This window comes from Vibrio anguillarum, from assembly GCF_003390515.1.
GTDB classification, from domain to species: domain Bacteria; phylum Pseudomonadota; class Gammaproteobacteria; order Enterobacterales; family Vibrionaceae; genus Vibrio; species Vibrio anguillarum.
In genome coordinates this window covers 37,286-61,169 of sequence record NZ_CP031479.1, presented here as the reverse complement: position 1 = coordinate 61,169, position 23,884 = coordinate 37,286, and the positions used below count along the sequence as shown (strand labels likewise).

Sequence of the window (23,884 nt, the reverse complement as noted above, 5' to 3'; positions counted from 1 at the left end):
ATCCTTGTCCGTGTTCCCAAATGATGCAATGCACAACTTTGGTGCATTGCATGGCTAAGTATGGCGCATCGGTGTCAGAAGAAAAAGTGAAACCTGTTGTTATATCGAGCTTATTGGCGAAGAGTTCATCACTTGATGCTGGCTCGATGTAAATGCACCGTCACAGGGTTAGACGATGCAATAATCTTGCCGTTTACAACTACTTGAATTAAAAAGCGATGCGTTCCTCTATCTAGATTTTTCAGCGTCCAAGTAGGTTGAGTGGCGGGGGCGCCATAGGCCTTGTCATTCATGACCAATTGCAACTGTTCATTGACGGTTAAGTTGCGATTGAGTTCGGCGTTGATTGAAATAACGCCCGCATTGCTGCGTAAGGTTTCATCGTCAGCCGGAGAGCGAATTGCAATGGTCAGCGGTTCTATTTTGTTGATATTGGTTGCGGATTTTTCCTGTGGCAGATTTTTGGTGAGCTCAGTGACGGGGTGAGAGGTTTCAAAGGTTGGCTCAGGCGCATCGGCCTGAAAATCAGGAATCGAAATTTGCTTTGCTCCCTTATCTTGTGGGACATCGCTAAGATGCAACACGCCGTTCGCATCCACCCACGTATAGACGTTTTGTGCAATTGAAGTCGCGGAATAAAGCATGATGAGTGTTAGGAGTAAAGTTCGGATCAGATTCACAGTCATCCCCCTATATAGAGATGTTTTCACGTTAAGGGTATCGGCTTTTGAGTGCCGTTATTGTTGTAACGCTAATGTTACGACGTCCGGAATTAACCCCAAATATGAAAAAGGCTCACCTGCGAGGCGAGCCTAATAAATCCATAACCTAAGTTACATTTTGTACTAAAGCTAAGAATTATACCGAGTAGTACAATTCAAATTCTAGTGGGTGAACGGCCATGTTGACGCGTTCTACATCTTTTGCTTTTAGCGTGATGTATGAGTTGATGAAATCATCAGAGAATACGCCGCCAGCGGTCAGGAATTCACGATCTTCATCCAGTGCTTTTAGTGCCACTTCAAGTGACTCGGCTACTTTTGGAATCTCAGCGGCTTCTTCTGCTGGTAGGTCGTACAAATCTTTATCCATCGCTTCTCCTGGATGGATCTTGTTCTTGATACCATCAAGACCAGCCATTAGAAGAGCGGCAAACGCTAGGTATGGGTTCGCTGCTGGATCTGGGAAACGAGCTTCGATACGACGTGCTTTCGGGCTTGGTACTACTGGAATACGGATAGACGCAGAACGGTTACGAGCCGAGTAAGCTAGCATTACCGGTGCTTCAAACCCAGGGACAAGGCGCTTGTACGAGTTTGTTGATGGGTTAGCAAATGCGTTGATGGCACGCGCGTGCTTGATGATACCGCCAATGTAGTAAAGCGCTAAGTCAGATAGACCGCCGTACTTGTCACCAGCAAATAGGTTTACACCATCTTTTGCAAGAGATTGGTGAACGTGCATACCTGAACCGTTGTCGCCAACAAGAGGCTTAGGCATGAAGGTTGCTGTTTTACCAAAGGCGTGCGCAACGTTGTGCACCACGTATTTGTAGATTTGGATCTCATCGGCTTTCGTGGTTAGCGTATTAAAGCGAGTGGCGATTTCGTTTTGACCTGCGGTCGCTACTTCATGGTGGTGAGCTTCAACGACGAGGCCCATCTCTTCCATGATCAAACACATGGCTGAGCGGATGTCTTGTGATGAGTCAACCGGTGCAACAGGGAAATAACCACCTTTCACACCAGGGCGGTGACCTTTGTTACCACCTTCAATTTCAGCGCCAGTGTTCCAAGCCGCTTCGATATCATCAATTTTGAATGAGGCACCAGACATATTGTTGGTGTATTTCACGTCATCAAAAAGGAAGAACTCTGGCTCTGGACCGACAAGAACGGTGTCTGCGATACCTGTTGAACGCATGTAATCTTCTGCGCGTTTTGCGATAGAACGTGGGTCACGATCGTAGCCTTGCATGGTTGCAGGCTCTAGAATGTCACAACGAATGTTAAGTGTTGCGTCTTCTGTGAACGGGTCAAGAACTGCACTTGATGCATCAGGCATCATCACCATGTCAGACTCATTGATTCCTTTCCAGCCAGCAACGGATGAACCATCGAACATCTTACCTTCTTCGAAGAAGTCTGCGTCGACTTGATGAGCAGGAATAGAGATATGTTGCTCTTTGCCTTTCGTGTCGGTAAAGCGCAGGTCAACAAACTTAACTTCGTTTTCTTGGATCAGCGATAGAACGTTTTCTACTGACATCTTGGATAACCTCCAGTGTTATTAAAGCGGTAATGGCCCGAATCGAATTGAAACTAGCATTGATTAATTTCATTCTAAACTTATTAATCGATGCTGTTTCTAACAAAGCTAAATTCGTGCCAATTAAATTAATCCTTTAATTTCAAGTGTTTTGGTTGTTCTTTGTCGAATTTAAATGCTTCTCTGCACCAAAAAGATCCTTATTTGCACTATTTTGGTGCCTTGAGTTTTATGTTGCACCATTAACTACCAAAGCGCACACTATTCAGCCTAGGTTTACTAGGCTTGTCAATGCTGATTTAGTCCATTTTGATGCAATTTGTTTTAAAGCAAGTAGCGGACTAAGCTTGTGGTGAGCGAAAATCAGCGCGATAGATCACATATTTCTAGGTTTTTCGCCAAAATCTGGTACATTATTGACCGTTTTTTTAATCAAGTTCTATGCTCGTTGCGGCCTCATGCCGAAGCGAGTTACTCCCTTAATAAGTGAAGCAAAATCCATGGCTACTCCACAGATTGATAAATTAAGAAATATCGCGATCATCGCACACGTTGACCACGGTAAAACAACGTTGGTTGATAAACTGCTGCAACAGTCAGGTACGTTAGAGTCTCGCGGTAATACGGAAGAGCGGGTCATGGACTCGAACGATATCGAGAAAGAGCGCGGTATCACTATCCTTGCAAAAAATACAGCCATTAACTGGAATGATTTCCGTATCAACATCGTAGATACTCCAGGACACGCCGACTTCGGTGGTGAAGTTGAACGTATCATGTCAATGGTTGACTCTGTTTTGCTGATTGTTGATGCGGTTGATGGCCCAATGCCACAAACTCGCTTCGTAACACAAAAAGCCTTTGCTCACGGTTTGAAACCAATCGTTGTTATTAACAAAATTGACCGTCCTGGTGCTCGCCCTGATTGGGTTATGGATCAAGTGTTCGACCTGTTCGACAACCTTGGTGCAACGGATGAGCAGCTCGACTTTAAAGTGGTTTATGCCTCTGCACTGAACGGTTGGGCGACACTTAACGAAGGTGAAGTTGGCGAAAACATGGAACCTTTGTTCCAAGCGATCGTTGACAATGTAGAGTCACCACAAGTTGACCTTGATGGCCCACTACAAATGCAAGTTTCTCAACTTGATTACAGCTCTTACGTTGGTGTTATCGGTGTTTGTCGTGTGACTCGTGGTAGCGTAAAAGCGAACCAACAAGTAACAGTCGTCGGCGCTGATGGTAAGAAACGTAACGGTAAAGTTGGTACAGTTCTGGGCTATCTTGGCCTTGAGCGTAACGAAGTTGAACAAGCTAACGCTGGCGACATCATTGCGGTAACAGGTTTAGGTGAACTGAAAATTTCAGACACCATTTGTGACCAAAACTGTGTTGAAGCCATGGTGCCGCTATCCGTTGATGAACCGACAGTGACCATGACTTTCCAAGTCAATACTTCACCGTTTGCAGGTAAAGAAGGTAAATACGTGACTTCACGTAATATCCTTGAGCGTCTGCAAAAAGAGCTTGTTCATAACGTAGCATTGCGTGTTGAAGAAACCGACAACCCAGATCGCTTCCGCGTTTCAGGTCGTGGTGAACTTCACCTATCAATCCTGATTGAGAACATGCGTCGTGAAGGCTTTGAGCTTGCAGTTTCTCGTCCTGAAGTTATTTTGAAGGAAGAAGACGGCCAGAAAATGGAACCGTTCGAAACCGTAACAATCGATGTGATGGAAGAGAGCCAAGGCGGCGTGATGGAGAAAATCGGCCTGCGTAAAGGTGAGCTGACGAATATGACTCCAGACGGCAAAGGCCGTGTGCGTCTTGATTTCATGATGCCTTCTCGCGGTTTGATTGGTTTCCAAACAGAATTCATGACCTTAACCTCAGGTTCAGGTTTGCTTTACCATACGTTTGATCATTACGGCCTACACAAAGGCGGTAACATTGGCCAACGTAACAACGGCGTGTTGATCTCTAACGCGACAGGTAAAGCGTTGACTTACGCTCTGTTCAACCTACAAGAGCGCGGTCGCCTATTTACTGAGCACGCAGATGAAGTGTACGAAGGCCAAGTGATCGGTATCCACAACCGTTCTAACGACCTAACAGTGAACTGCTTGAAAGGTAAACAGCTGACAAACGTTCGTGCTTCTGGTACTGATGAAGCGCAAGTATTGTCACCTGCAATCAAGTTTACACTTGAGCAAGCACTTGAGTTTATTGACGACGATGAACTAGTGGAAGTGACCCCACAGAGCATTCGTATCCGTAAACGTCATTTGACTGAGAATGATCGTAAACGTGCAAGCCGTGGCTAATACCGTCATGGTATAAGTTAACGAGTTAATCTAAGGGCGAGGAGTGTACTTCTCGCCCTTTGCTTATCTGCAATATAGTCAGTTTTAGGTATAGAATGGTGATTGATGATAAAAATAAGCAGGGAGAAGGCATTTGAAAATCAAAAAGCTTGGCAAACAATGTTTACTGTTTACGCGTTATTTACTCAGCCGGATGGATCATGACCGCGTCAATGTTAATGCGGGCTATTTGGCTTATATCACGTTGTTGTCGATCGTACCTATGCTTACCGTGCTGTTATCAATTCTCTCCTCATTTTCTATTTTTGCCAATGTCGGTATGGTTATTCAAGATTTTGTGATCACCCATTTTGTGCCTGCCGCAGGCGATGTAGTGCGAGAGGCGTTGCTCGAATTTATCGCGAATACAGGTAAGATGACGGCCGTGGGCGGGGCATTTTTATTCGTTGCAGCTTTAATGCTGATTTCCAATATTGACAAGAATTTGAACTACATTTGGCGAGTTAAAAATAAACGGCGCATGGTGCTCTCTTTTTCAATGTATTGGATGGTTCTTACGCTCGGGCCAATTTTAGTCGGCGCGAGTATTGCGGCAACCTCGTATATTACCTCACTCAAGATTATTGACAGCGAAGCACTCTCTGGTGCTTATAATTTGTTGCTGCGCTGGCTACCTTTTATTTTGTCATTCTCTGCTTTTGTCGGTTTGTACCTGCTGGTGCCGAATAAAAAAGTGCATCTTTCACACGCCTTGGTCGGGGCAATGGTGGCGGCTATTTTATTTGAGTTCAGTAAAAAAGGGTTTGCTGCTTATATTACTCAGTTTCCCTCCTATCAACTGATTTACGGCGCACTGGCGGCGATCCCTATTCTGTTTGTGTGGGTCTACTTATGCTGGATGATTGTGCTCGTTGGGGCGGAGGTGACGGCGACTTTGGGTGAAAAAGAGCACTGGAGCAATGAGCAAGAAATGCTAAACTCATTGCCTATCTCCGAGCAAATGATAAAGGGAAATCAGAGTGATAGCGTTGATCCAGAGAGTGAGTGAAGCGGCGGTACGTGTTGATGGGGAAGTGGTTGGCGAAATCAATCAAGGCTTACTGGTGCTACTTGGGGTCGAAAGAGATGACGATGAGGCAAAGGCCAAACGTCTAGTCGAACGTGTGACTCAGTACCGCGTGTTTGAAGATGAAGAGGGAAAAATGAACTTGAACGTGCAACAAGTGAACGGTCAGGTTTTAGTGGTGTCTCAATTTACATTGCCAGCCGATACCAAAAAAGGGACGCGTGCCGGATTTTCAAAAGGTGCACACCCTGCTGATGCTGAGCGTCTGTATGATTACTTTTCGGATTTGTGTGAGCACATTTTGCCAACTCAGCGTGGCCGCTTTGCACAAGATATGAAAGTCTCGCTGATTAATGATGGCCCAGTGACATTCTGGCTTCAGGTTTAATAAAGAAATGGATAGAGCCTCCTTCGTTGGGATCATGCGGAGTATGAGAGGCTGTGATTTAGGGATAACCAAATGTTTAAACTGATTACGCCAAGTACCGACAACCAACTGAATAAATACTACCATTTTCGCTGGCAAATGCTGCGTGAGCCATGGCATCTACCGATCGGCTCGGAGCGCGATGAGTATGATGGCATGAGTCACCACAGGATGATTGTCGATGGTCGTAACCGACCGATTGCCATTGGTCGCTTGTACATTACGCCAGATTGCGAAGGGCAAATTCGCTATATGGCGGTTAAAAGTAGCCGTCGCAATAAAGGTATGGGCTCTTTGGTGCTGGTGGCGCTAGAGTCGCTGGCTCGTCAAGAAGGTGCAAAGCGCCTAGTCTGTAGCGCCCGTGAAGATGCGATTGCATTTTATGAAAAGAACGGCTTTGAACGCCGGGGCTCGCTCAATGATGAACGCGGTCCGGTTCGACATCAACAAATGGTCAAACCGCTCGATCCCATGGCCAATGTGATTCGCAAACCTGAATGGTGTACTGAACTGCAAGAACGCTGGGCCACGCACATTCCTATCAGCGAAAAAATGGGCATTAAGGTGACTCAATATACGGGCTACCAATTTGAGTGCAGCGCTCAGCTCAATCCGAATTTGAACCCACACAACACCTTATTTGCAGGCTCGGCATTTACCCTTGCCACCTTGACCGGATGGGGAATGGCATGGTTGCTGATGCGTGAGCGAAGCCTGAATGGCGATATTGTTTTGGTTGATAGCCGCATCCGCTATCGTCACCCTGTGGTGCATAACCCTTTAGCCTTCACTTCATTGGATGGCATCAGTGGCGATTTAGATCGTTTAGCCAGTGGACGTAAAGCGCGTATCGTCGTCAATGTCACTATCACCAGTGGCGGTAAACCCGCCGTTGAATTTACGGGAACCTATATGTTGATCCCCAATTACAAGGCATTGTTAGCCGCCGCATCATTGGCTGAGTAAGTGTCGGTTTCTGGATCACACGAATAGATGGTGTGCTGTGTGTTGTGGAGCAGTTCGAAGTGCATCTCACGGCACATCTGTTGGAGGTTAAGGTTAAGTTGTCCTTTCTCCAACTTGACCAAATCCACGTGACCATCAAGGTTTGCCTTGAGCGTCTTTCCAACCAGCGGCGTTGTATTAATCATCATCCGCCCTCTGTCTGAGTGAATGACTAAACCTTCGAGCGTAAACGGCTCATGGCTGAGGTTTTGCTCAGGATCGCTTAGCGTTAATATGCCCTGTCGAATATTGAGCGTTGCTTCACCTGTGAGGGTGTGGGCGAAGGTGGCGTAGTCTCCGGCGAGGCCGTTGACCTGCGCTTCCAATTCACTGAGACCCTCTATGGTAAAGGGAAGCTGGGTGACTTTATTGAGCACCGCTAGCGGTAGCCCATCGGCATGAATGTTGGTTTGCCAAGGCTGACTTAACGTTTGGAAATTCCAACGCGCAGTGGCATCGATATAGCCGTTTTCTAACGGCATGAATAAACGATCTAGGTACCATTGGCCTTGCTCGCTGCGCATCTCAACGACGCTTTGCGTGCTCAATAGTGAATCGTAGCTGGCGCTGTTTGCGCTGATATTGAGCGTGCCTTGCCACAATCCCAAGCGTTTTTCTTTTACGAGAGTTAACTGCTTCCCTTTGGCATGGACACCAGACAATTGCCAATAAGGTGGCGCAAATAATTGAATGAGTTGGCTATTGGCGATGGTGAGTTGCTCGATGGTGAGGTTATCAACCCACGGCCAATGCTGGCTCAGAGACGTAAAATCATCTTTGCTTTCGCTCACCCATTTTACACCGCGAATAGTGAGCTGTTGCAGCGATGCTGAGGTTGGGGTGATAACACCCGCCCATTGAATATCACCTTGCTTAAATTCACTACTAAAATCCTCAATAATCAGTTTACCCGGCTCGGTGCGCAGGCTAAAGGTCGGCTCCACCCACTGCTGACCTAGCCAAGTTGCATCGTCGGCTCGCAGCGATAATTTACCTTGTTGCTGCTGCCAAATATTGCTGTGTGGATAAATGTTCTCCAGCGAAATATCGACGTTACGCAAGCTGATATCCGCAAGCTCGATCTGACTATTTAAAATATCTAAGCTATTGATATGGTCTATTTTGTCAAAGAGCTGAAACCAACCCGATTGGCGCAAGGAATGACTCATATCTCGGCTAATATTGAGTTTTTCCAGTGTCATATTGATCAGCGACCAACCTTGAGGATACTGCTCGGCTTGACCTGAAATAGCCGCGCCGCGCCATGACAACGAGAGCCCATAGACGGTGCTGTTGGCAGGTTTGTAATCCATATCGAGCAGTAGGTTATTCAGCGCTTCTCCTTGCCAATAAAATTGTTCGGCTGAGAGTTGTATCTCGCCGAAAGGCAGAGCTGTTGGAGCATCCGGCCAATGTGGATTTTTAATCTGTAGGTTAACACCGCGCGCTAGCCAACCTTGTTGGGCGATGTCGGCGTGATTGAGCGCGATTTGGCTCACCGAAATGGGCCATGATCGCAAATCGGTAGGAAGGCCATTTTGTAGACTGATACCACTAAGTAGCACGCTATCAACGGCGATTTTTTGGTCGCGAATGAGCTGTGGGCTGAGCCAAATATCGGCTTGCTCTATCGGGATGTGCTGCTTATTTTGCCGCAGTGTTAATTGGTTGAACTGAAAATGCAAAGGATACTGGTATTGAAGAGATTGAAACGTCACGTTTCCTTTCGAAAGCCGTTCAACGAGAGTTTGAGCAACGGGAGTAGCATAAGAGGTATGTAGCAGTGCAAACATACCCAGCATGAAAGTGAGAAATAGCGCGATGATCGCAATCAGCAATGCCAAAGCCTTGTTCATGGTGTCCTTACTCGTAAATCGTTACCTGCGACAGAGTGAAACAAATTACCTCACGCAGCAACAAAAAAAGCCCCTTATCAAAGGGGCTTGCTACTGACTTATCAGTTTTAGTCGAGTTGTGGGCCTGCGGCCACTAATGCTTTACCTTCTGCGTTATCAGTATACTTGGCAAAGTTATTGATAAAGCGCGAGGCGAGATCTTCGGCTTTGCTTGTCCATTGTAGAGGATCCACGTAAGTATCGCGTGGGTCGAGAATGGTTGGGTTCACACCAGGTAGTGAGGTTGGTACTTCAAGATTGAAGATTGGAATATGCTTGGTTGCTGCCTTCTCAATCGAACCATCTAAGATAGCGTCAATGATGGCGCGGGTATCTTGAATCGAGATGCGTTTACCGCTGCCGTTCCAACCAGTGTTGACTAGATAAGCTTCAGCACCAGCTGCTTCCATACGTTTTACCAGCACTTCGGCATATTGTGTTGGGTGGAGCGTTAAAAACGCTGCGCCAAAACAGGCTGAGAAGGTTGGTGTTGGTTCGGTGATGCCACGTTCAGTACCCGCTAGTTTTGCCGTAAAGCCAGACAAGAAGTGATACTTGGTTTGTTCTGGAGTCAATTTAGAGACTGGTGGAAGCACACCAAATGCATCCGCGGATAGGAAGATCACTTTATTGGCGTGACCACCTTTCGATACAGGCTTAACGATGTTTTCGATGTGGTAGATAGGATAAGAAACACGAGTATTCTCGGTTTTAGAACCATCATCAAAGTCAATCGAACCATCGCTACGTACTGTGACGTTTTCCAGTAGCGCATCACGGCGGATCGCGTTGTAGATGTCAGGCTCGGCTTCTTTGGAGAGCTTGATGGTTTTCGCGTAGCAACCTCCTTCAAAGTTAAACACGCCATCATCATCCCAGCCGTGCTCGTCATCGCCGATTAACGCGCGTTTTGGATCGGTAGAGAGTGTGGTTTTTCCTGTGCCAGATAGGCCAAAGAAAATCGCCACATCGCCATCTTTAGCCATGTTGGCTGAGCAGTGCATTGAAGCAATACCTTGCAGTGGAAGGAAGTAGTTCATCATTGCGAACATCCCTTTCTTCATTTCACCGCCGTACCAAGTACCGCCGATCAACTGCATTTTTTCCGTTAAGTTAAACACAGTGAAGTTTTCTGAGTTCAGGCCTTGCTCTTGCCATTTGTCATTGGTGCATTTGGCACCATTCATGACCACAAAATCAGGTTCGAAGTTAGCTAGCTCTTCTTCTGTTGGGCGAATGAACATGTTTTTGACGAAGTGCGCTTGCCACGCCACTTCAGTAATGAAGCGCACGCAAAGGCGCGTATCTGCGTTGGCACCACAGTAACCGTCAAGAACGAATAGACGTTTAGCGGATAGTTGACGACCCACTAGTGCTTTTAGATCATTCCATACTTCTTGGTTAATCGGCTTGTTATCGTTTTTCGCTTGTTCAGATGTCCACCATAGGGTATCGCGTGTGGTGTCATCTTTGACAATGAATTTATCTTTTGGTGAGCGGCCTGTAAAAATGCCAGTATCAACGGCAACAGCGCCAAGTTCAGTGACGACGCCTTTTTCGTAGCCTTCAAGGTCTGGGCGAGTTTCCTCGGCAAATAACAGTTCATAGCTTGGGTTGCGAACCACTTCGACTACGTTGGTTATTCCGTATTTGGTCAGGTCTAGTTGTGCAGCCTTTGTATGTTCCATAACGGTCATAGGTGCTCCTTGTAAGAGATTTTGTAGGGATTTTGTAATAATGTTTGTAATTGTTATCTGCTCACCATGCTAGCAACGGGTGGGGGATAAAACAGGGACACAGTTCAAAAATTGCCCATGACACTCCTGTGGTTTTAGGTGTCCCGTCACATATTGGCGCAACTATTTTATCGCGTACGCAAACCTTTGCGCTAGATCAATAAGATTAATACTTTTAAAAAAATAAGTACGCCATTCTGTTTGTTTAAGGCTTGATTTTACTGGGTTTTGATCACAAAAAAAGCCAGCATAAAGCTGGCTCTGATACGTTTTCTTCGTGCTTGTTAATTCATGCAAATTAATGAATTGTGTCGCTTCCTGAGGAGGCTTGTGCGTAGAGTGTTGCGATCTCAGCCTCTTCAAATGAGTAGTTGGTGCCACAGTAATCACAATGTAAAGAAACGGATCCTTCAGACGATAAAATGTCGTAAATTTCCTCTTTGCCTATTGTGATGATGGCCGCCCCACTGCGTTCACGTGAACAACCACAATGGAATTCCACGGGTTGTGGGGTGAACAACTGAACTTTCTCTTGGTTATACAGGCGATACAACAGATCAGTGGCTTCTAAGGTGAACAGCTCTTCGTTTTTTACGGTGTTAGTTAACTGCTCTAAGTGCTCAAAATCATCGGGCGTACCCGTTCCATCTGGAATAGTTTGTAGTAACATGCCAGCGGCACAGGCTTTTCCATCTTGCGTACCAATGCGTATCCAAAGGCGTGTTTTCAACTGTTCAGAGCGGATGAAGTAACCTTCCAGCACTTCCACTAAGTTATCACCCTCTAAACCGACCACACCTTGGTAGCGCTCGCCTTTCTTGGGCTCGATAGTGATAACTAAATGACCTTTACCCATCAAAGTGTGTAGGTCGGCATCATCGGCAATATCGCCTTTCCAGCGTGCGACACCACGCACTTTCTGTTCATTATCACCATTGATAACGACTAAGGAAACTGGGCCATTGCCTTGCAATTGCATGGTAATTGAGCCTTCAAACTTCAGCGTTGCGGTTAGCAAGGTCGTTGCGACGAGCAGTTCGCCCAAAAGTTTTTGTACTGGGGCTGGATATTCCTGGCTCGAAAGGATGTGTTGATACGCGTCGTCTAATTGTACCAACTCGCCACGTACGGATAGATCTTCAAATAAGTAGCGATTTAAAATGTTATTTGCCATTTAGCTATTTCCTCGGAACATGGTCCAGCTTTTATTGATGTTTAAATTTAATGATGTCACGACGCTCTTTTTTGTCTGGTCTGCGTTCGGGGCTTGGGTTGTGTGCGTTGAGCTTACGTTGCTCGGCATGATGGGCACGTTTGGCGATGCTTGCTGCGGTTTCCGAATACAGGGTTTGTGCTTCTGGCGCGCTGCGCCTTTGCCCTAACAGATTGATCACAGTGACGATTTTCTCTTCTTGGCCTTGGCGCAAGGTAATCGTTGCCCCAAGCTCGACAATTTTGCTTGGCTTGGTGCGTTGGCCATTATAATGGACTTTACCACCATCGACCATACTGCGTGCGATCGACCGCGTTTTATAAAATCGTGCTGCCCATAGCCATTTATCCAATCTTATTTGCTCTGTCGCAGAACTCATACTACAAATGTGCCTCAAAGGGAGTTAGTCTTGTACGTTTTATGGCCTTTACAATGGTGTTTTGGTTCCAGATTTTCAAGCTACCCGACAAAATAATGTCAGTAAAAATGACGAGAATGTCTCCTATGATATATTAATGTGTTTTTGTAGCGCGATCTTCGCGGTCTTATGTATCTGTTCCATTTAAATGGAAGCATAGTTTAAATGAAATGGAAGTATAGTTTGAGGCCAATCCGCCGGTTTTCGTCTGGCTAACGGCTCATGAATGTGAAATATCACGGTTGAAGTAAGAAAATATCAGTAAGGACATCTTTTGAGGCGAATCGATTTTAGCAGTATGACCTCATCTCGCTTATGGCAAGCAGGTTTGCTACAAAAAATACCGCAATGGCAGAAACAAATCAGCCAATTTCTTACCTTAGTATTGCTGGTCACGTCGGCTTGGATTCTAGGAAAAATGGTGTGGCTGATTCAGCAAAACGCGGTTGATATAACGCCTTGGTCTCCAAGAGCAATCGCATCAACGCCGAATGCGGCGCGTTCGCTTGATCTCTCTTCTTTACAACAAGGAAGTTTATTTGGTCGCTATAGCGAGCAGAAGGTCGAAGCCGCACAGCCTGTGGTCAAAGATGCACCTAAAACCAGCCTTAGCTTATTATTGGTTGGAGTGGTGGCGAGCAATGAACCGAGTAAGAGTCTAGCGGTAATCGCAAATCGTGGTAGCCAAGCGACCTATGGTGTTAACGAAGTCATTGAAGGAACCCGTGTCAAATTGAAAGCGGTGTTCAATGATCGCGTCATTATTGACAACTCAGGGCGCGATGAAACCTTGATGTTGGATGGAATTGACTATCATAAACCGAGTGTAGCAACGCCTGAGCGCGTTGTTGCGTCGAATGTGCGTGGTAATAACCCAGCGTCTGCAGAAGAAAAGTTGGATGACATTCGCGCCGCTATTGCCAGCAATCCGCAAGAAATCTTTAAATATGTACGCTTGTCGCAAGTGAAACGTGATGACAAAGTGCTTGGATACCGAGTGAGCCCTGGGCAATCTCCTGAGTTGTTTGAGTCGGTAGGGCTACAAGATGGCGATGTCGCAATCGCGTTAAACGGTCAGGATTTAACGGACCCGGACGCCATGAATAAGATTTTTCAGTCAGTCTCTGAGTTAACCGAAATGAACTTAACAGTCGAAAGAGACGGGCAATCCCATGACATTTATATCCAATTTTAGACAGACTGATGCATGAGCATGAGTTTAGGGAGTAAGACGTGAAGCATTGGTTAAACAAAACGACGTGGTTATTGATGGGTGGCTTGTTGTCATCGCCGTTAGCCATGGCAAACGATTTTAGTGCCAGCTTTAAAGGCACCGATATTCAAGAATTCATCAATATCGTGGGCCGTAATCTTGAAAAAACAATCATTGTTGATCCTTCAGTTCGGGGGAAAGTCGATGTCCGCAGCTATGACACGCTTAATGAAGAGCAATACTACAGCTTCTTTTTGAATGTATTAGAAGTGTATGGTTTTGCCGTGGTGGAGATGGACAACGGCGTGCTCAAAGTGATCAAGTCGAAAGATGCCAAAACGTCTGCGATTCCCGTCGTTGGCGATGAAGGAAAAGAGAACGGTGATAGCGTGATCACGCGCGTTGTTGCAGTGCGGAATGTTTCGGTACGAGAGCTTTCACCTTTGTTGCGTCAGTTGATCGATAACGCAGGAGCGGGCAACGTAGTGCATTATGATCCGGCGAACATCATTTTGATTACAGGTCGTGCTGCGGTCGTCAACCGTTTAGCCGATATCATCAAACGAGTTGACCAAGCTGGTGACAAAGACATCGAAGTGGTGGAACTAAGTAATGCATCTGCCGCTGAAATGGTGCGTATTGTGGAGGCATTAAACAAAACTACGGATGCTAAAAATACCCCAGAGTTTTTGCAGCCTAAGCTGGTGGCCGATGATCGTACCAATTCGATTTTGATCTCAGGTGATCCTAAAGTCCGTGAACGCCTAAAGCGATTGATCACTCAGCTTGATGTCGAGATGGCGACCAGAGGCAATAACCGCGTCATTTATCTTAAGAATGCGAAAGCGGAAGATTTGGTTGATGTGCTGAAAGGGGTGTCTGACAACTTGCAGGCTGAAAAACAGTCTGGGCAAAAAACAGGGCAAAGTTCACAACGCACCGAAGTGATGATTTCAGCACATGCACCGACCAATTCCTTAATTGTTACCGCTCCACAAGACATCATGAAAGAACTAGAAGATGTGGTTGCGCAGTTGGATATTCGTCGCGCTCAGGTATTGATTGAAGCGCTGATTGTTGAAATGGCCGAAGGGGATGGCATCAACTTAGGCGTGCAATGGGGCTCACTCGACAACGGTTCTGTGATTCAGTATGGCAACGCGGGCGCGCCAATCGGTAAGGTAATGATTGGTTTAGAAGAAGCCAAAGATACCACCACCAGTAAAGCGGTTTATAATCCTGATGGTACTTTCTTGCGTAATGAAAACACCACCACCAAAGGGGATTACTCTACTTTGGCGTCAGCGCTCGGTGCGGTCAATGGTGCAGCGCTGAGCTTAGTGATGGGCGACTGGACGGCCCTTATCAGCGCCGTGTCGAGTGACTCCAACTCAAACATCTTGTCATCACCGAGTATTACGGTGATGGATAATGAAGAAGCCTCCTTCATCGTGGGCGAAGAGGTGCCTGTTTTGACGGGTTCGAGCGCGGGCGCAAATAACGATAATCCTTTCCAAACCGTAGAACGCAAAGAGGTCGGTATCAAGCTGAAAGTGGTACCACAAATCAACGAAGGCGACTCAGTTCAACTGAAAATTGAACAGGAGGTATCCAACGTATTAGGAGCGAATGGTGCCGTCGATGTGCGTTTTGCAAAGCGTCAATTAAACACATCGGTCATCATTCAAGACGGGCAAATGTTAGTTCTGGGGGGGTTGATTGATGAGCGCGCGGTCGAAAGTGAATCCAAAGTCCCACTATTAGGCGATATACCGGTTTTAGGCTATTTGTTCAAATCGACCAGTACCCAAGTTGAGAAGAAAAACCTGATGGTCTTTATTAAGCCGACCATCATTCGTGATGGCATGACGGCCGATGGCATCACTCAGCGTAAGTACAACTACATTCGTGCAGAGCAGCTCTATAACGCTGATCGCGGTTTGAAGTTGATGGCGAACGACAATATTCCTGTGCTGCCTAAGTTTGGTGATGACCGTACTCATTCTGCGGAAGTACAAGCCTTTATCGAACAAATGGAAAAACAGCAATGACCGAAGTTTTGTCGCAACCTCACTACCGTCGTTTACCGTTTAGCTTTGCCAATCGTTTTAAATTGGTATTAGAGCTGGTAGAAGACAACGAGCTGCCGACGTTATTTTATGTCGCACCGCTGGCTATCGAATCATTAGTCGAAGTGAAACGAGTCGTGAAACAGCCGCTCAACTTGGTTGAAATTTCACTGGCCGAGTTTGAAAGTAAGTTAACCCAAGCTTACCAACGAGACTCGTCAGAAGCGCGACAATTAATGGAAGATATTGGTGCTGACAGTGATGATTTCTTCTCATTAGCCGAAGAGCTGCCACAAAATGAAGATTTGTTAGAGTCAGAAAACGATGCGCCCATCATCAAATTGATCAACGCCATGCTTGGCGAAGCGATCAAAGAGGGCGCGTCGGATATTCACATTGAAACCTTTGAGAAAATCTTGTCGATTCGTTTTCGTGTCGATGGGGTACTGCGTGAAGTGTTAGCGCCGAGTCGTAAATTAGCGCCGTTGCTGGTTTCACGCGTCAAAGTAATGGCTAAGCTTGATATCGCTGAAAAACGTGTACCACAAGATGGACGCATTTCATTGCGCATTGGCGGCCGAGCGGTCGATGTTCGCGTGTCAACCATGCCTTCATCTCACGGTGAGCGTGTGGTGATGCGTTTGCTAGATAAAAACGCCACGCGCTTAGATCTGCACAGTCTAGGAATGACGGCAGCCAACCACGAAAGCTTCCGTCAATTAATCAAACGACCGCATGGCATTATTTTGGTGACGGGCCCAACCGGTTCAGGAAAATCCACCACCTTGTACGCTGGCCTGCAAGAACTCAACAGCAACGAGCGTAACATTTTAACCGTGGAAGACCCGATTGAGTTCGATATTGATGGTATCGGCCAAACTCAAGTCAATCCTAAAGTGGACATGACTTTCGCGCGAGGATTACGTGCTATTTTGCGTCAAGACCCGGATGTGGTCATGGTTGGGGAAATTCGTGATTTAGAAACCGCGCAGATTGCGGTGCAAGCGTCTTTAACCGGACACTTGGTGATGTCGACTTTGCACACCAATACCGCCATCGGTGCGATAACACGTTTGCGCGATATGGGAATTGAACCCTTTTTGATCTCATCATCGCTGCTTGGCGTATTGGCACAACGCTTAGTGCGTACCTTATGTCCAGATTGCAAAGAGGCCTACCAAGCAGACAATGAGCAGAAAAAACTGTTCAATTGTAAGAAAAAAGAGTCGCTGACACTGTATCGTCCGAAGGGCTGTGACAAATGCAATCACAAAGGGTATCGAGGCCGAACGGGTATACATGAATTGTTGCTGATTGATGATGAGGTACAAGCCTTAATTCATAGCGAAGCCGGAGAGCAAGCGATTGAAAAAGCGGTGCGGGCGAAAACACCGAGCATTCGTGATGACGGGCTTGATAAAGTGCTGAAAGGCATTACCTCACTTGAAGAAGTGATGCGAGTGACGAAGGAAGCATAATGGCGGCATTTGAATATAAAGCGCTCGACGCCAAAGGCAAACAAAAAAAGGGTGTTATTGAGGGGGACCATGCTCGGCAGGTTCGCCAGCGCTTAAAAGAGCAAGGGCTTATACCGATTGAACTCATTGAGACGCAAGCGAAAGCGGCTCAGCGTGAGCAATCGCCTTTGAGTTTTAAGCGCGGTATCAGTACACCGGATTTAGCGCTCATTACTCGCCAGTTATCCACTTTAGTGCAGTCAGGCATGCCATTGGAAGAGTGTTTGAAAGCGGTATCTGAACAATCGGAAAAGCCGCGTATTCGCACCATGTTGGCCGCTGTTCGTTCGAAAGTGACCGAGGGTTATACCTTGTCAGACAGCTTAGGTGATTATCCACACATCTTTGATGACCTGTTTCGTTCGATGGTTGAAGCGGGCGAAAAATCTGGTCATTTGGATTCGGTGCTTGAGCGTTTAGCGGACTATGCTGAGAATCGCCAAAAAATGCGTTCCAAGTTACAACAAGCGATGATTTATCCAGTGGTGTTGGTGGTGTTCGCGGTGTGTATTGTGGCTTTTTTGCTGGCGGCTGTGGTGCCTAAAATCGTCGGGCAATTTGTCCAAATGGGGCAAGAATTACCGAAGTCGACTCAATTTTTACTCTCCTCAAGTGATTTTATCCAGCATTGGGGTGTCCAATTGCTGGTGCTATTGGTGATCTTGATTTATCTCGTCCGATGGTTGCTAAGCAAGCCGAATTTGCGGTTGAAGTGGGATAAAAAAATCATCGGCATGCCGTTGATTGGCAAAATCACTCGCGGTCTCAATACTGCGCGTTTTGCGCGAACTTTGTCTATTTGTACCTCCAGTGCGATTCCTATTTTGGATGGGATGCGTGTGGCGGTGGATGTGATGTCCAATAAATACGTTAAGCAACAAGTGTTGTTGGCGGCTGACAATGTTCGCGAAGGGTCGAGCTTGCGTAAAGCGCTTGAGCAAACCAAGTTATTTCCACCGATGATGCTGCATATGATCGCCAGTGGTGAACAAAGTGGTGAGCTCGAAAGTATGCTGACGCGCTCGGCCGATAACCAAGACGCGAGTTTTGAATCGACGGTCAACATCGCATTAGGTATTTTTACCCCTGCGCTGATTGCATTAATGGCTGGGTTGGTACTGTTTATCGTGATGGCGACCTTGATGCCGATTTTAGAAATGAATAATTTAATGAGTCGTTGATCATGACTGAATTCTGCAATGATAACGACCAAACTATGTTGGAGATTGGAATGAGAACAAAAACAAATAAACAGTCGGGCTTTACTTTGCTTGAAGTGATGGTAGTTGTGGTTATTTTGGGTATTTTGGCGAGTTTTGTGGTGCCTAATTTGCTCGGTAATAAAGAAAAAGCTGACCAACAAAAAGCGATTACCGATATTGTCGCACTCGAAAATGCGTTGGATATGTATAAATTAGACAACAGCGTGTACCCAACGACAGATCAAGGCTTAGAAGCGCTAGTGACCAAGCCGTCGAATCCTGAGCCACGCAACTACCGCGATAACGGTTATATTCGCCGTTTGCCAAATGACCCTTGGGGCAACCCTTATCAATACTTAAGCCCTGGTGATAACGGTACGATTGATATCTTCACGCTAGGTGCTGATGGTCAAGAGGGTGGCGAAGGCGCCAGTGCCGACATAGGCAACTGGAACATGCAAGATTTCCAATAAGAGAGAGGGCGGCCTTAGCCGCCCCATTTATCTGATGCTATCTCAACGCGGTTTTACCCTACTCGAAATACTGCTGGTGCTCGTGCTGCTCTCGCTCAGTGCTGTGGCCGTTATATCGACGCTACCTAGCACGAACAACGATGATGCGAAACAGTACGCGATGAGCCTTTATCAGCGTCTACAACTGAGTAATGAAGAAGCCATTCTCAGTGGCAAAGATTTTGGTTTGCGGGTCGATGAAAAAAAATCGCATCTGGTTTTCCTATCGATGGAGGACAAGGGATGGCAGCCGCTAGAGAGCAAGAAAATGGCTTCACAGCTCCAACTGCCTGAGGGGTTATCCCTCCAGTTTGAGCTGGGAGGAAGTGCATGGAAAAACGATGATCGACTCTTCAAACCGGGCAGTCTGTTTGATGACGATAAGTTTGCTGATGAAAACGAACAGAAAAAGCAGCTACCACCACAAGTGTTTATTTTATCGAGTGGTGAGCTGACCCCTTTTGTCCTGAGCATCCATCTTAATCAGCAAGATGCAGAGCAAGGCTGGCGAGTGGTAGTGAAAGAAAACGGGGAAATCACGCTGTTCGCTCCGGGAGATGCGATCGATGGGTAAACAAAAAGCGATGACGCTGTTAGAAGTCTTGGTGGCGCTGGCTATTTTTGCCACCGCTTCCATCAGTGTGATCCGTTCGGTCAGCCAACACATCAATACCGTGAGTTATTTGGAAGAAAAAGCGTTTGCCGCCATGGTGGTCGATAACCAGATGGCGCAAGTGATGCTTACTCCTAAAAACGTACAAGCGAAAAATGGCAGTGAAGTATTGGCGGGTCGAACCTGGTATTGGAAAGTCACTTTAGTACCCACTGCGGATAATTTATTGAAAGCTTTTGATGTCAGCGTGGCTAGTGAAAAAGAAGGATCACCTTTGGTGACAGTGAGAAGTTATGTCGCCAAATAAACAAAGCAAAGGCTTTACCCTGATTGAAGTGCTGGTGGCGATTGCTATTTTCGCTAGTTTGAGCGTTGGTGCTTACCAAGTATTGAACCAAGTCCAGCGCAGTAATGAGATTTCAGCCCAACGTAGCCAACGTTTGAACGAATTGCAGCGCGCCATGGTGTTAATGGATGGCGATTTTCGGCAGATGGCAACGCGTCAATTTCGCACCAATGGTGAAGAGCCAAGTCAACAGATGCTGATTTGGAAAGAGTACTTGCTCGACTCCGATCAAAAAGGAGTGCTGTTTGCTCGATTAGGTTGGCATAACCCACAGCAGCAATTTCCACGCGGGGAAGTCACTAAGGTCGGCTACCGAATTAAAGAGGGCGTGTTAGAGCGTATATGGTGGCGTTATCCTGATACTCCTGCAGGGCAAGAAGGGATCATCACGCCATTGTTACATGATGTTGAGTCACTATCGCTGCGCTTTTATAACCAAGATAAATGGAGTGAAGAGTGGATTGATGCCTTGAAAATCCCACAGGCGGTGGCCGTGAAATTGGCGCTGAAAGATTATGGCGAGATTGAGCGTATCTACCTTACTGCTGGTGGTGGCATCAATTCGACCAACAAAGAGGCTGATAATAATGGCGCACCCTAATCGAGCCCAACGCGGTGTGGCGTTAATCGTTATCTTGCTGTTGTTGGCGATTATGGTGTCGATTGCCGCAACCATGTCTGAACGTTTATTCACACAGTTTCAAAGAGCGAATAATCAAATTAGTTACCAGCAAGCCTATTGGTATAGTGTGGGTAGTGAAGCTTTAGCCAAAGTCGCTATCGAGCAGAGCTACAAAGACAACGAAACGATTAACTTAAGTCAACCTTGGGCGATGAAAGAGCAAACGTATCCATTGGATTACGGCACTTTGAAAGGGCGCATCCTTGATAAACAGGCTTGTTTTAACCTGAATGTACTCTCGAGAGCCAGACCTGCGGCAGGGAGTGTCGAAAAACCCTATTTAGTGCAAGTGTTGCAACGGTTATTGGAAGAGCTTGAGGTCGACAGCTATCAAGCCGAAGTGATTGCCGATTCGGCTTGGGAGTATATTGATGGCGATTCAGATGTGCAGTCCTCTTATGGCGTAGAAGACAGCCAGTATGAATCAATGTCTCCTGCTTATCTGGCGGCGAATAGTTTACTTGCGGATAACAGTGAGTTGCGCGCGGTTCAGCAGGTGAGCGGTGATGTAATGAATAAAATAGCGCCTTATATCTGTACTCTCCCCACTGATGATTGGCGTTTGAATATCAATACCTTGGAACCCGATCATGCCAAGTTATTGGTGGCGATGTTCAGCCCGCACTTAAGTGAAGGGGATGCAAAAAACTTACTCGAGAGCCGACCATTTGATGGTTGGGCTTCGGTAGACAATTTTCTCGCAGAGGCCGCATTGGCTGCTGTGGAGAGCAAAGTGAAAGAAGAAGCGAAACAGTACCTAGCTGTCGATAGTGCTTATTTTGAACTGGATGCTCAAATCTTGGTTGATGACTCGCGAGTTCGTATTCGCAGTTTATTGTTTAGTGATAATAGAGAAACCGCAACGGTCATACGCCGTCGCTTTGGAGGGATCAGTGAGCGAGTTTCTGACCGTTCGGCTGAGTAGTCAACAAGACGCTGAAATACCTTGGCTGGTGTGGTCAACACAGCAGCAAGAAGTGATTGCCAGCGGTGAAATATCCGGATGGGAGCAGCTATCTCAGCTCTCTAGCTATGCGGCTGAACGCGCCACGATTGTGCTGCTCGCTGCCAGTGATTTAGTTCTCACTGAGGTCGCGATTCCATCAGGGGCGGCTCGTCGCTTAGAGTCAATGTTGCCTTATCTAATCGAAGATGAGATCGCACAAGATGTGGATGAGCTGCATTTTTCAATTTTGCATAAAACCGCTTCCACTGCTTACGTTGTCGGGGTGGATCGTGCTTGGTTGCGTACCCGCTTAGATGAGCTCAAAGCCGCGGGTTTTGACGTGAAAAAGGTATTACCGGATGTGTTGGCTATCCCGGCATCAGAGGGATTGTCGGCACTGCAGATCGGCCAAGAATGGTTAATCCGTAAAGGTGAGTATTTGGGGGTGAGCATTGAACCGCAGTGGTTAACGCTGTTTAGTGCTTCAGAATGGGTCAAGCAAGAGGGGCACTATTTACCGCTAGAGGCGTATACCCCGCTCCCTGAGCTGACATTGGCTGAAGGGCAACATTGGCAACAGGCCGAGCCTCATTTAGTCATGGCGTTGCTGACTCAGCAAGCAATAGCGAGCAAAGTGACTTTACTGACGGGAAGTTTTAAAACCAAGTCCTCGTTTTTGAAGCATTGGCAAGTATGGCAAAAATGCGCATTAGCGGCCGCGGTGTTGATTGTAATTTCAACCAGCCACCATCTTTTGCAAGCTGGGCACTACGAAGCGCAAGCCGATGCTTATCGAGCGGAGAGTGAACGTGTTTTTCGCGCGGTTTTCCCTGATAAACAGAAAATACCCACCATCAGTTACCTGAAAAGACTGATGAATGATGAAGCGGCTCGACTCTCTGGCGGCGAAGCCAACGGTTCGATGTTGGAGTGGTTGTCCAAGCTGCCCAGCAGTATCGGCAGCATACCGAACATGCAGTTGCAAAGTGTTAAATATGATGGCAATCGGGGTGAAATTCGCCTTGAAGTTCAAAGTAATGATTTTGAAAGCTTTGAACAAGCGCGCCTTAAATTGGAAAAGCAGTTTGTGGTTGAGCAAGGGCAGTTAAACCGCTCGGGTTCTGTAGTTAATGGTACCTTCATACTGAAAAGCCAGTGAGGTGAGTGACATGAAAAATAGCCTGAGTGCACTTCAACAACGATGGGCGGCCTTTTCCCCTCGTGAACAGAAATTACTGTTAGGTGGTGTGTCGCTGTGTGTGGTTGCGATCATTTATTGGGGCATTTTAGCGCCACTTAATCAGAAAACCGAGCTTGCGCAAGCCCGGATTATCAGTGAAAGACAATTGCTTAATTGGGTGACGGATAAGGCCGATGCCATTACTCAATTGCGCGCACAAGGTGGTGGGGTGGCAACGACGCAACCGCTCAATCAAGTCATCTCATCAAGTGTGCAGCGTTTTCAAATTGAGCTTATTCGTATTCAACCGCGTGATGAAATGATGCAGGTTTGGATACAACCACTTCCTTTCTCTAAATTGGTGGATTGGCTTGCCTTTCTAAAAGAGCAGCAAGGTGTCGATGTCGAGTTTATGGACATCAACCGTGCTCAGCAAAGTGGCGTTGTCGAAGTAAAACGCTTACAACTGAAGCGAGGTGGTGAGTGAAAAAGAAATTGCTCTATAGCGGGTTCCTTGTAATGGTTTTTCTCATCAGTGTGGTCGCGCATATTCCGGCTTCCTTGGTGATGAATCAACTCTCCTCTTCCGAAGTCATGCGTGTCACTGGTGTTGACGGTACGGTGTGGTCTGGTAGTGCTCAGCAACTCTTTTGGCAAGGGCAAAATGTCGGCGATCTCAACTGGGACATCCAAGTATCACAACTGCTGATGGCCAAATTTGAAGTGGCGGTACGCTTTGGACGCGGTAGTGATATGGGAGTTCGTGGCAAAGGCAATCTTGGTCTGGGGTTTTCTGGCCCTTATGCAGACAAGGTTGTGGTTTCTGTCGCGGCTAATAAATTAGCGGCGCTGTTTCCGCTGCCTGTACCAGTGACTTTTCAGGGGCAAGTCGAGTTGTCCCTGAACCATTACCGCTATGATAGCCCGTGGTGTGAATCTGCCGAAGGCTCACTTGCGTGGACTCATGGCCGAGTTGACTCACCTTTAGGAGAGCTCTCGCTTGGTCCGGTAGTGGCAGATCTGCAATGTCAAAGCAATCAGATGACATTGAACGGTCAGCAAAACAGTGAGCAAATGAGCAGTGAGTTTGCCCTGCAGCTGCAACCAGACATGAGTTACAGTGCGAAAGCATGGTTTAAACCTGAAGCGCAATTCCCACCCGAAATGGCGGATCAATTACAGTGGATTGGAGCGCCAGACAACCAAGGTAAATATCAGTTTAATTATCAAGGCCAGCTTTAATTGGTTTTTT

22 protein-coding genes are annotated in these 23,884 nt (G+C 46.7%); 16 read left to right on the top strand and 6 right to left on the bottom strand.

The annotated features are described in order from the left end of the window. Window positions 1-128: 128 nt before the first annotated feature. Together DD616_RS04520 and glnA are read right to left on the bottom strand one after the other, a co-directional pair. A complete protein-coding gene (locus tag DD616_RS04520; protein WP_208872001.1) occupies window positions 129-710 on the bottom strand; it encodes a DUF4124 domain-containing protein in 582 nt (193 codons plus the stop codon). A 148-nt stretch (window positions 711-858) separates the two neighbouring features. Then, complete coding sequence (gene glnA, locus DD616_RS04515) at window positions 859-2,268, bottom strand: glutamate--ammonia ligase (RefSeq protein ID WP_017043509.1); 1,410 nt, start codon at window positions 2,266-2,268, stop codon at window positions 859-861. A 500-nt stretch (window positions 2,269-2,768) separates the two neighbouring features. Between glnA and typA the strand changes: the two genes are divergently transcribed. From typA to DD616_RS04495, 4 genes are all read left to right on the top strand, one after another. Further along, a complete protein-coding gene (gene typA / locus DD616_RS04510; RefSeq protein WP_010319743.1) occupies window positions 2,769-4,592 on the top strand; it encodes a translational GTPase TypA in 1,824 nt (607 codons plus the stop codon). Window positions 4,593-4,725: 133 nt separating this feature from the next. Further along, window positions 4,726-5,640, top strand: a complete 915-nt coding sequence (locus DD616_RS04505; RefSeq protein WP_170901343.1) for a virulence factor BrkB family protein — start codon at window positions 4,726-4,728, stop codon at window positions 5,638-5,640. Further along, window positions 5,612-6,046: a D-aminoacyl-tRNA deacylase gene (dtd, locus tag DD616_RS04500; protein ID WP_013855445.1), complete on the top strand. Its 435-nt coding sequence runs from the start codon at window positions 5,612-5,614 to the stop codon at window positions 6,044-6,046. Before DD616_RS04505 ends, dtd begins: the two co-directional genes overlap by 29 nt. A gap of 72 nt (window positions 6,047-6,118) precedes the next feature. Continuing rightward, window positions 6,119-7,051: a bifunctional GNAT family N-acetyltransferase/hotdog fold thioesterase gene (locus DD616_RS04495; protein ID WP_017048711.1), complete on the top strand. Its 933-nt coding sequence runs from the start codon at window positions 6,119-6,121 to the stop codon at window positions 7,049-7,051. Here the strand turns inward: DD616_RS04495 and DD616_RS04490 are convergent. The 4 genes from DD616_RS04490 to hslR all read right to left on the bottom strand — a co-directional run bounded on the left by DD616_RS04490 (window position 7,012) and on the right by hslR (window position 12,313). After that, window positions 7,012-8,946 (bottom strand): AsmA family protein, encoded by a 1,935-nt coding sequence (locus DD616_RS04490; protein ID WP_208872000.1) that lies wholly within the window; start codon window positions 8,944-8,946, stop codon window positions 7,012-7,014. The two genes, DD616_RS04495 and DD616_RS04490, sit on opposite strands and share 40 nt — an antisense overlap. A gap of 107 nt (window positions 8,947-9,053) precedes the next feature. Beyond that, window positions 9,054-10,682: a phosphoenolpyruvate carboxykinase (ATP) gene (pckA, locus tag DD616_RS04485; protein WP_013855443.1), complete on the bottom strand. Its 1,629-nt coding sequence runs from the start codon at window positions 10,680-10,682 to the stop codon at window positions 9,054-9,056. Between the two features lie 337 nt (window positions 10,683-11,019). Then, window positions 11,020-11,895, bottom strand: a complete 876-nt coding sequence (gene hslO / locus DD616_RS04480) for an Hsp33 family molecular chaperone HslO (protein WP_013855441.1) — start codon at window positions 11,893-11,895, stop codon at window positions 11,020-11,022. A gap of 31 nt (window positions 11,896-11,926) precedes the next feature. Continuing rightward, window positions 11,927-12,313 (bottom strand): ribosome-associated heat shock protein Hsp15, encoded by a 387-nt coding sequence (gene hslR / locus DD616_RS04475; protein WP_026028320.1) that lies wholly within the window; start codon window positions 12,311-12,313, stop codon window positions 11,927-11,929. A gap of 337 nt (window positions 12,314-12,650) precedes the next feature. On the opposite strand from hslR, the gene gspC reads away from it, so the two are divergent. The 12 genes from gspC to DD616_RS04415 are packed head-to-tail and all read left to right on the top strand — an operon-like array spanning window position 12,651 to window position 23,874. Beyond that, window positions 12,651-13,547: a type II secretion system protein GspC gene (gspC, locus tag DD616_RS04470; protein ID WP_231140402.1), complete on the top strand. Its 897-nt coding sequence runs from the start codon at window positions 12,651-12,653 to the stop codon at window positions 13,545-13,547. Between the two features lie 38 nt (window positions 13,548-13,585). Beyond that, window positions 13,586-15,616 carry a type II secretion system secretin GspD gene (gene gspD, locus DD616_RS04465; RefSeq protein ID WP_094164430.1) on the top strand — a complete coding sequence of 677 codons (2,031 nt, stop codon included), beginning with the start codon at window positions 13,586-13,588 and terminating at the stop codon, window positions 15,614-15,616. After that, on the top strand, window positions 15,613-17,112 hold the full coding sequence (gene gspE / locus DD616_RS04460) for a type II secretion system ATPase GspE (protein ID WP_019282846.1): 1,500 nt from the start codon (window positions 15,613-15,615) through the stop codon (window positions 17,110-17,112). The genes gspD and gspE overlap by 4 nt, the downstream gene beginning before the upstream one ends. After that, window positions 17,112-18,332, top strand: coding sequence for a type II secretion system inner membrane protein GspF (gspF, locus tag DD616_RS04455; protein WP_017045694.1), 1,221 nt, complete (start codon window positions 17,112-17,114; stop codon window positions 18,330-18,332). Before gspE ends, gspF begins: the two co-directional genes overlap by 1 nt. 50 nt (window positions 18,333-18,382) lie before the next feature. Continuing rightward, window positions 18,383-18,826 (top strand): type II secretion system major pseudopilin GspG, encoded by a 444-nt coding sequence (gspG, locus tag DD616_RS04450; protein WP_010319321.1) that lies wholly within the window; start codon window positions 18,383-18,385, stop codon window positions 18,824-18,826. A 34-nt stretch (window positions 18,827-18,860) separates the two neighbouring features. After that, window positions 18,861-19,439 carry a type II secretion system minor pseudopilin GspH gene (gene gspH / locus DD616_RS04445; protein ID WP_013855434.1) on the top strand — a complete coding sequence of 193 codons (579 nt, stop codon included), beginning with the start codon at window positions 18,861-18,863 and terminating at the stop codon, window positions 19,437-19,439. Then, a complete protein-coding gene (gene gspI, locus DD616_RS04440; protein WP_013855433.1) occupies window positions 19,423-19,785 on the top strand; it encodes a type II secretion system minor pseudopilin GspI in 363 nt (120 codons plus the stop codon). The genes gspH and gspI overlap by 17 nt, the downstream gene beginning before the upstream one ends. Then, window positions 19,772-20,425 (top strand): type II secretion system minor pseudopilin GspJ, encoded by a 654-nt coding sequence (gene gspJ / locus DD616_RS04435; protein WP_094149171.1) that lies wholly within the window; start codon window positions 19,772-19,774, stop codon window positions 20,423-20,425. Before gspI ends, gspJ begins: the two co-directional genes overlap by 14 nt. Then, window positions 20,412-21,431, top strand: coding sequence for a type II secretion system minor pseudopilin GspK (gene gspK / locus DD616_RS04430; RefSeq protein WP_017048718.1), 1,020 nt, complete (start codon window positions 20,412-20,414; stop codon window positions 21,429-21,431). The genes gspJ and gspK overlap by 14 nt, the downstream gene beginning before the upstream one ends. Continuing rightward, complete coding sequence (gspL, locus tag DD616_RS04425; protein WP_208871999.1) at window positions 21,400-22,611, top strand: type II secretion system protein GspL; 1,212 nt, start codon at window positions 21,400-21,402, stop codon at window positions 22,609-22,611. The genes gspK and gspL overlap by 32 nt, the downstream gene beginning before the upstream one ends. Window positions 22,612-22,621: 10 nt before the next feature. Continuing rightward, the gene (locus DD616_RS04420) at window positions 22,622-23,119 is read left to right on the top strand and encodes a type II secretion system protein M (protein ID WP_013855429.1); all 498 of its coding nucleotides are present in this window, start codon (window positions 22,622-22,624) and stop codon (window positions 23,117-23,119) included. Continuing rightward, complete coding sequence (locus tag DD616_RS04415) at window positions 23,116-23,874, top strand: type II secretion system protein N (RefSeq protein ID WP_170895681.1); 759 nt, start codon at window positions 23,116-23,118, stop codon at window positions 23,872-23,874. The genes DD616_RS04420 and DD616_RS04415 overlap by 4 nt, the downstream gene beginning before the upstream one ends. The last annotated feature ends 10 nt before the right edge of the window (window positions 23,875-23,884 follow it).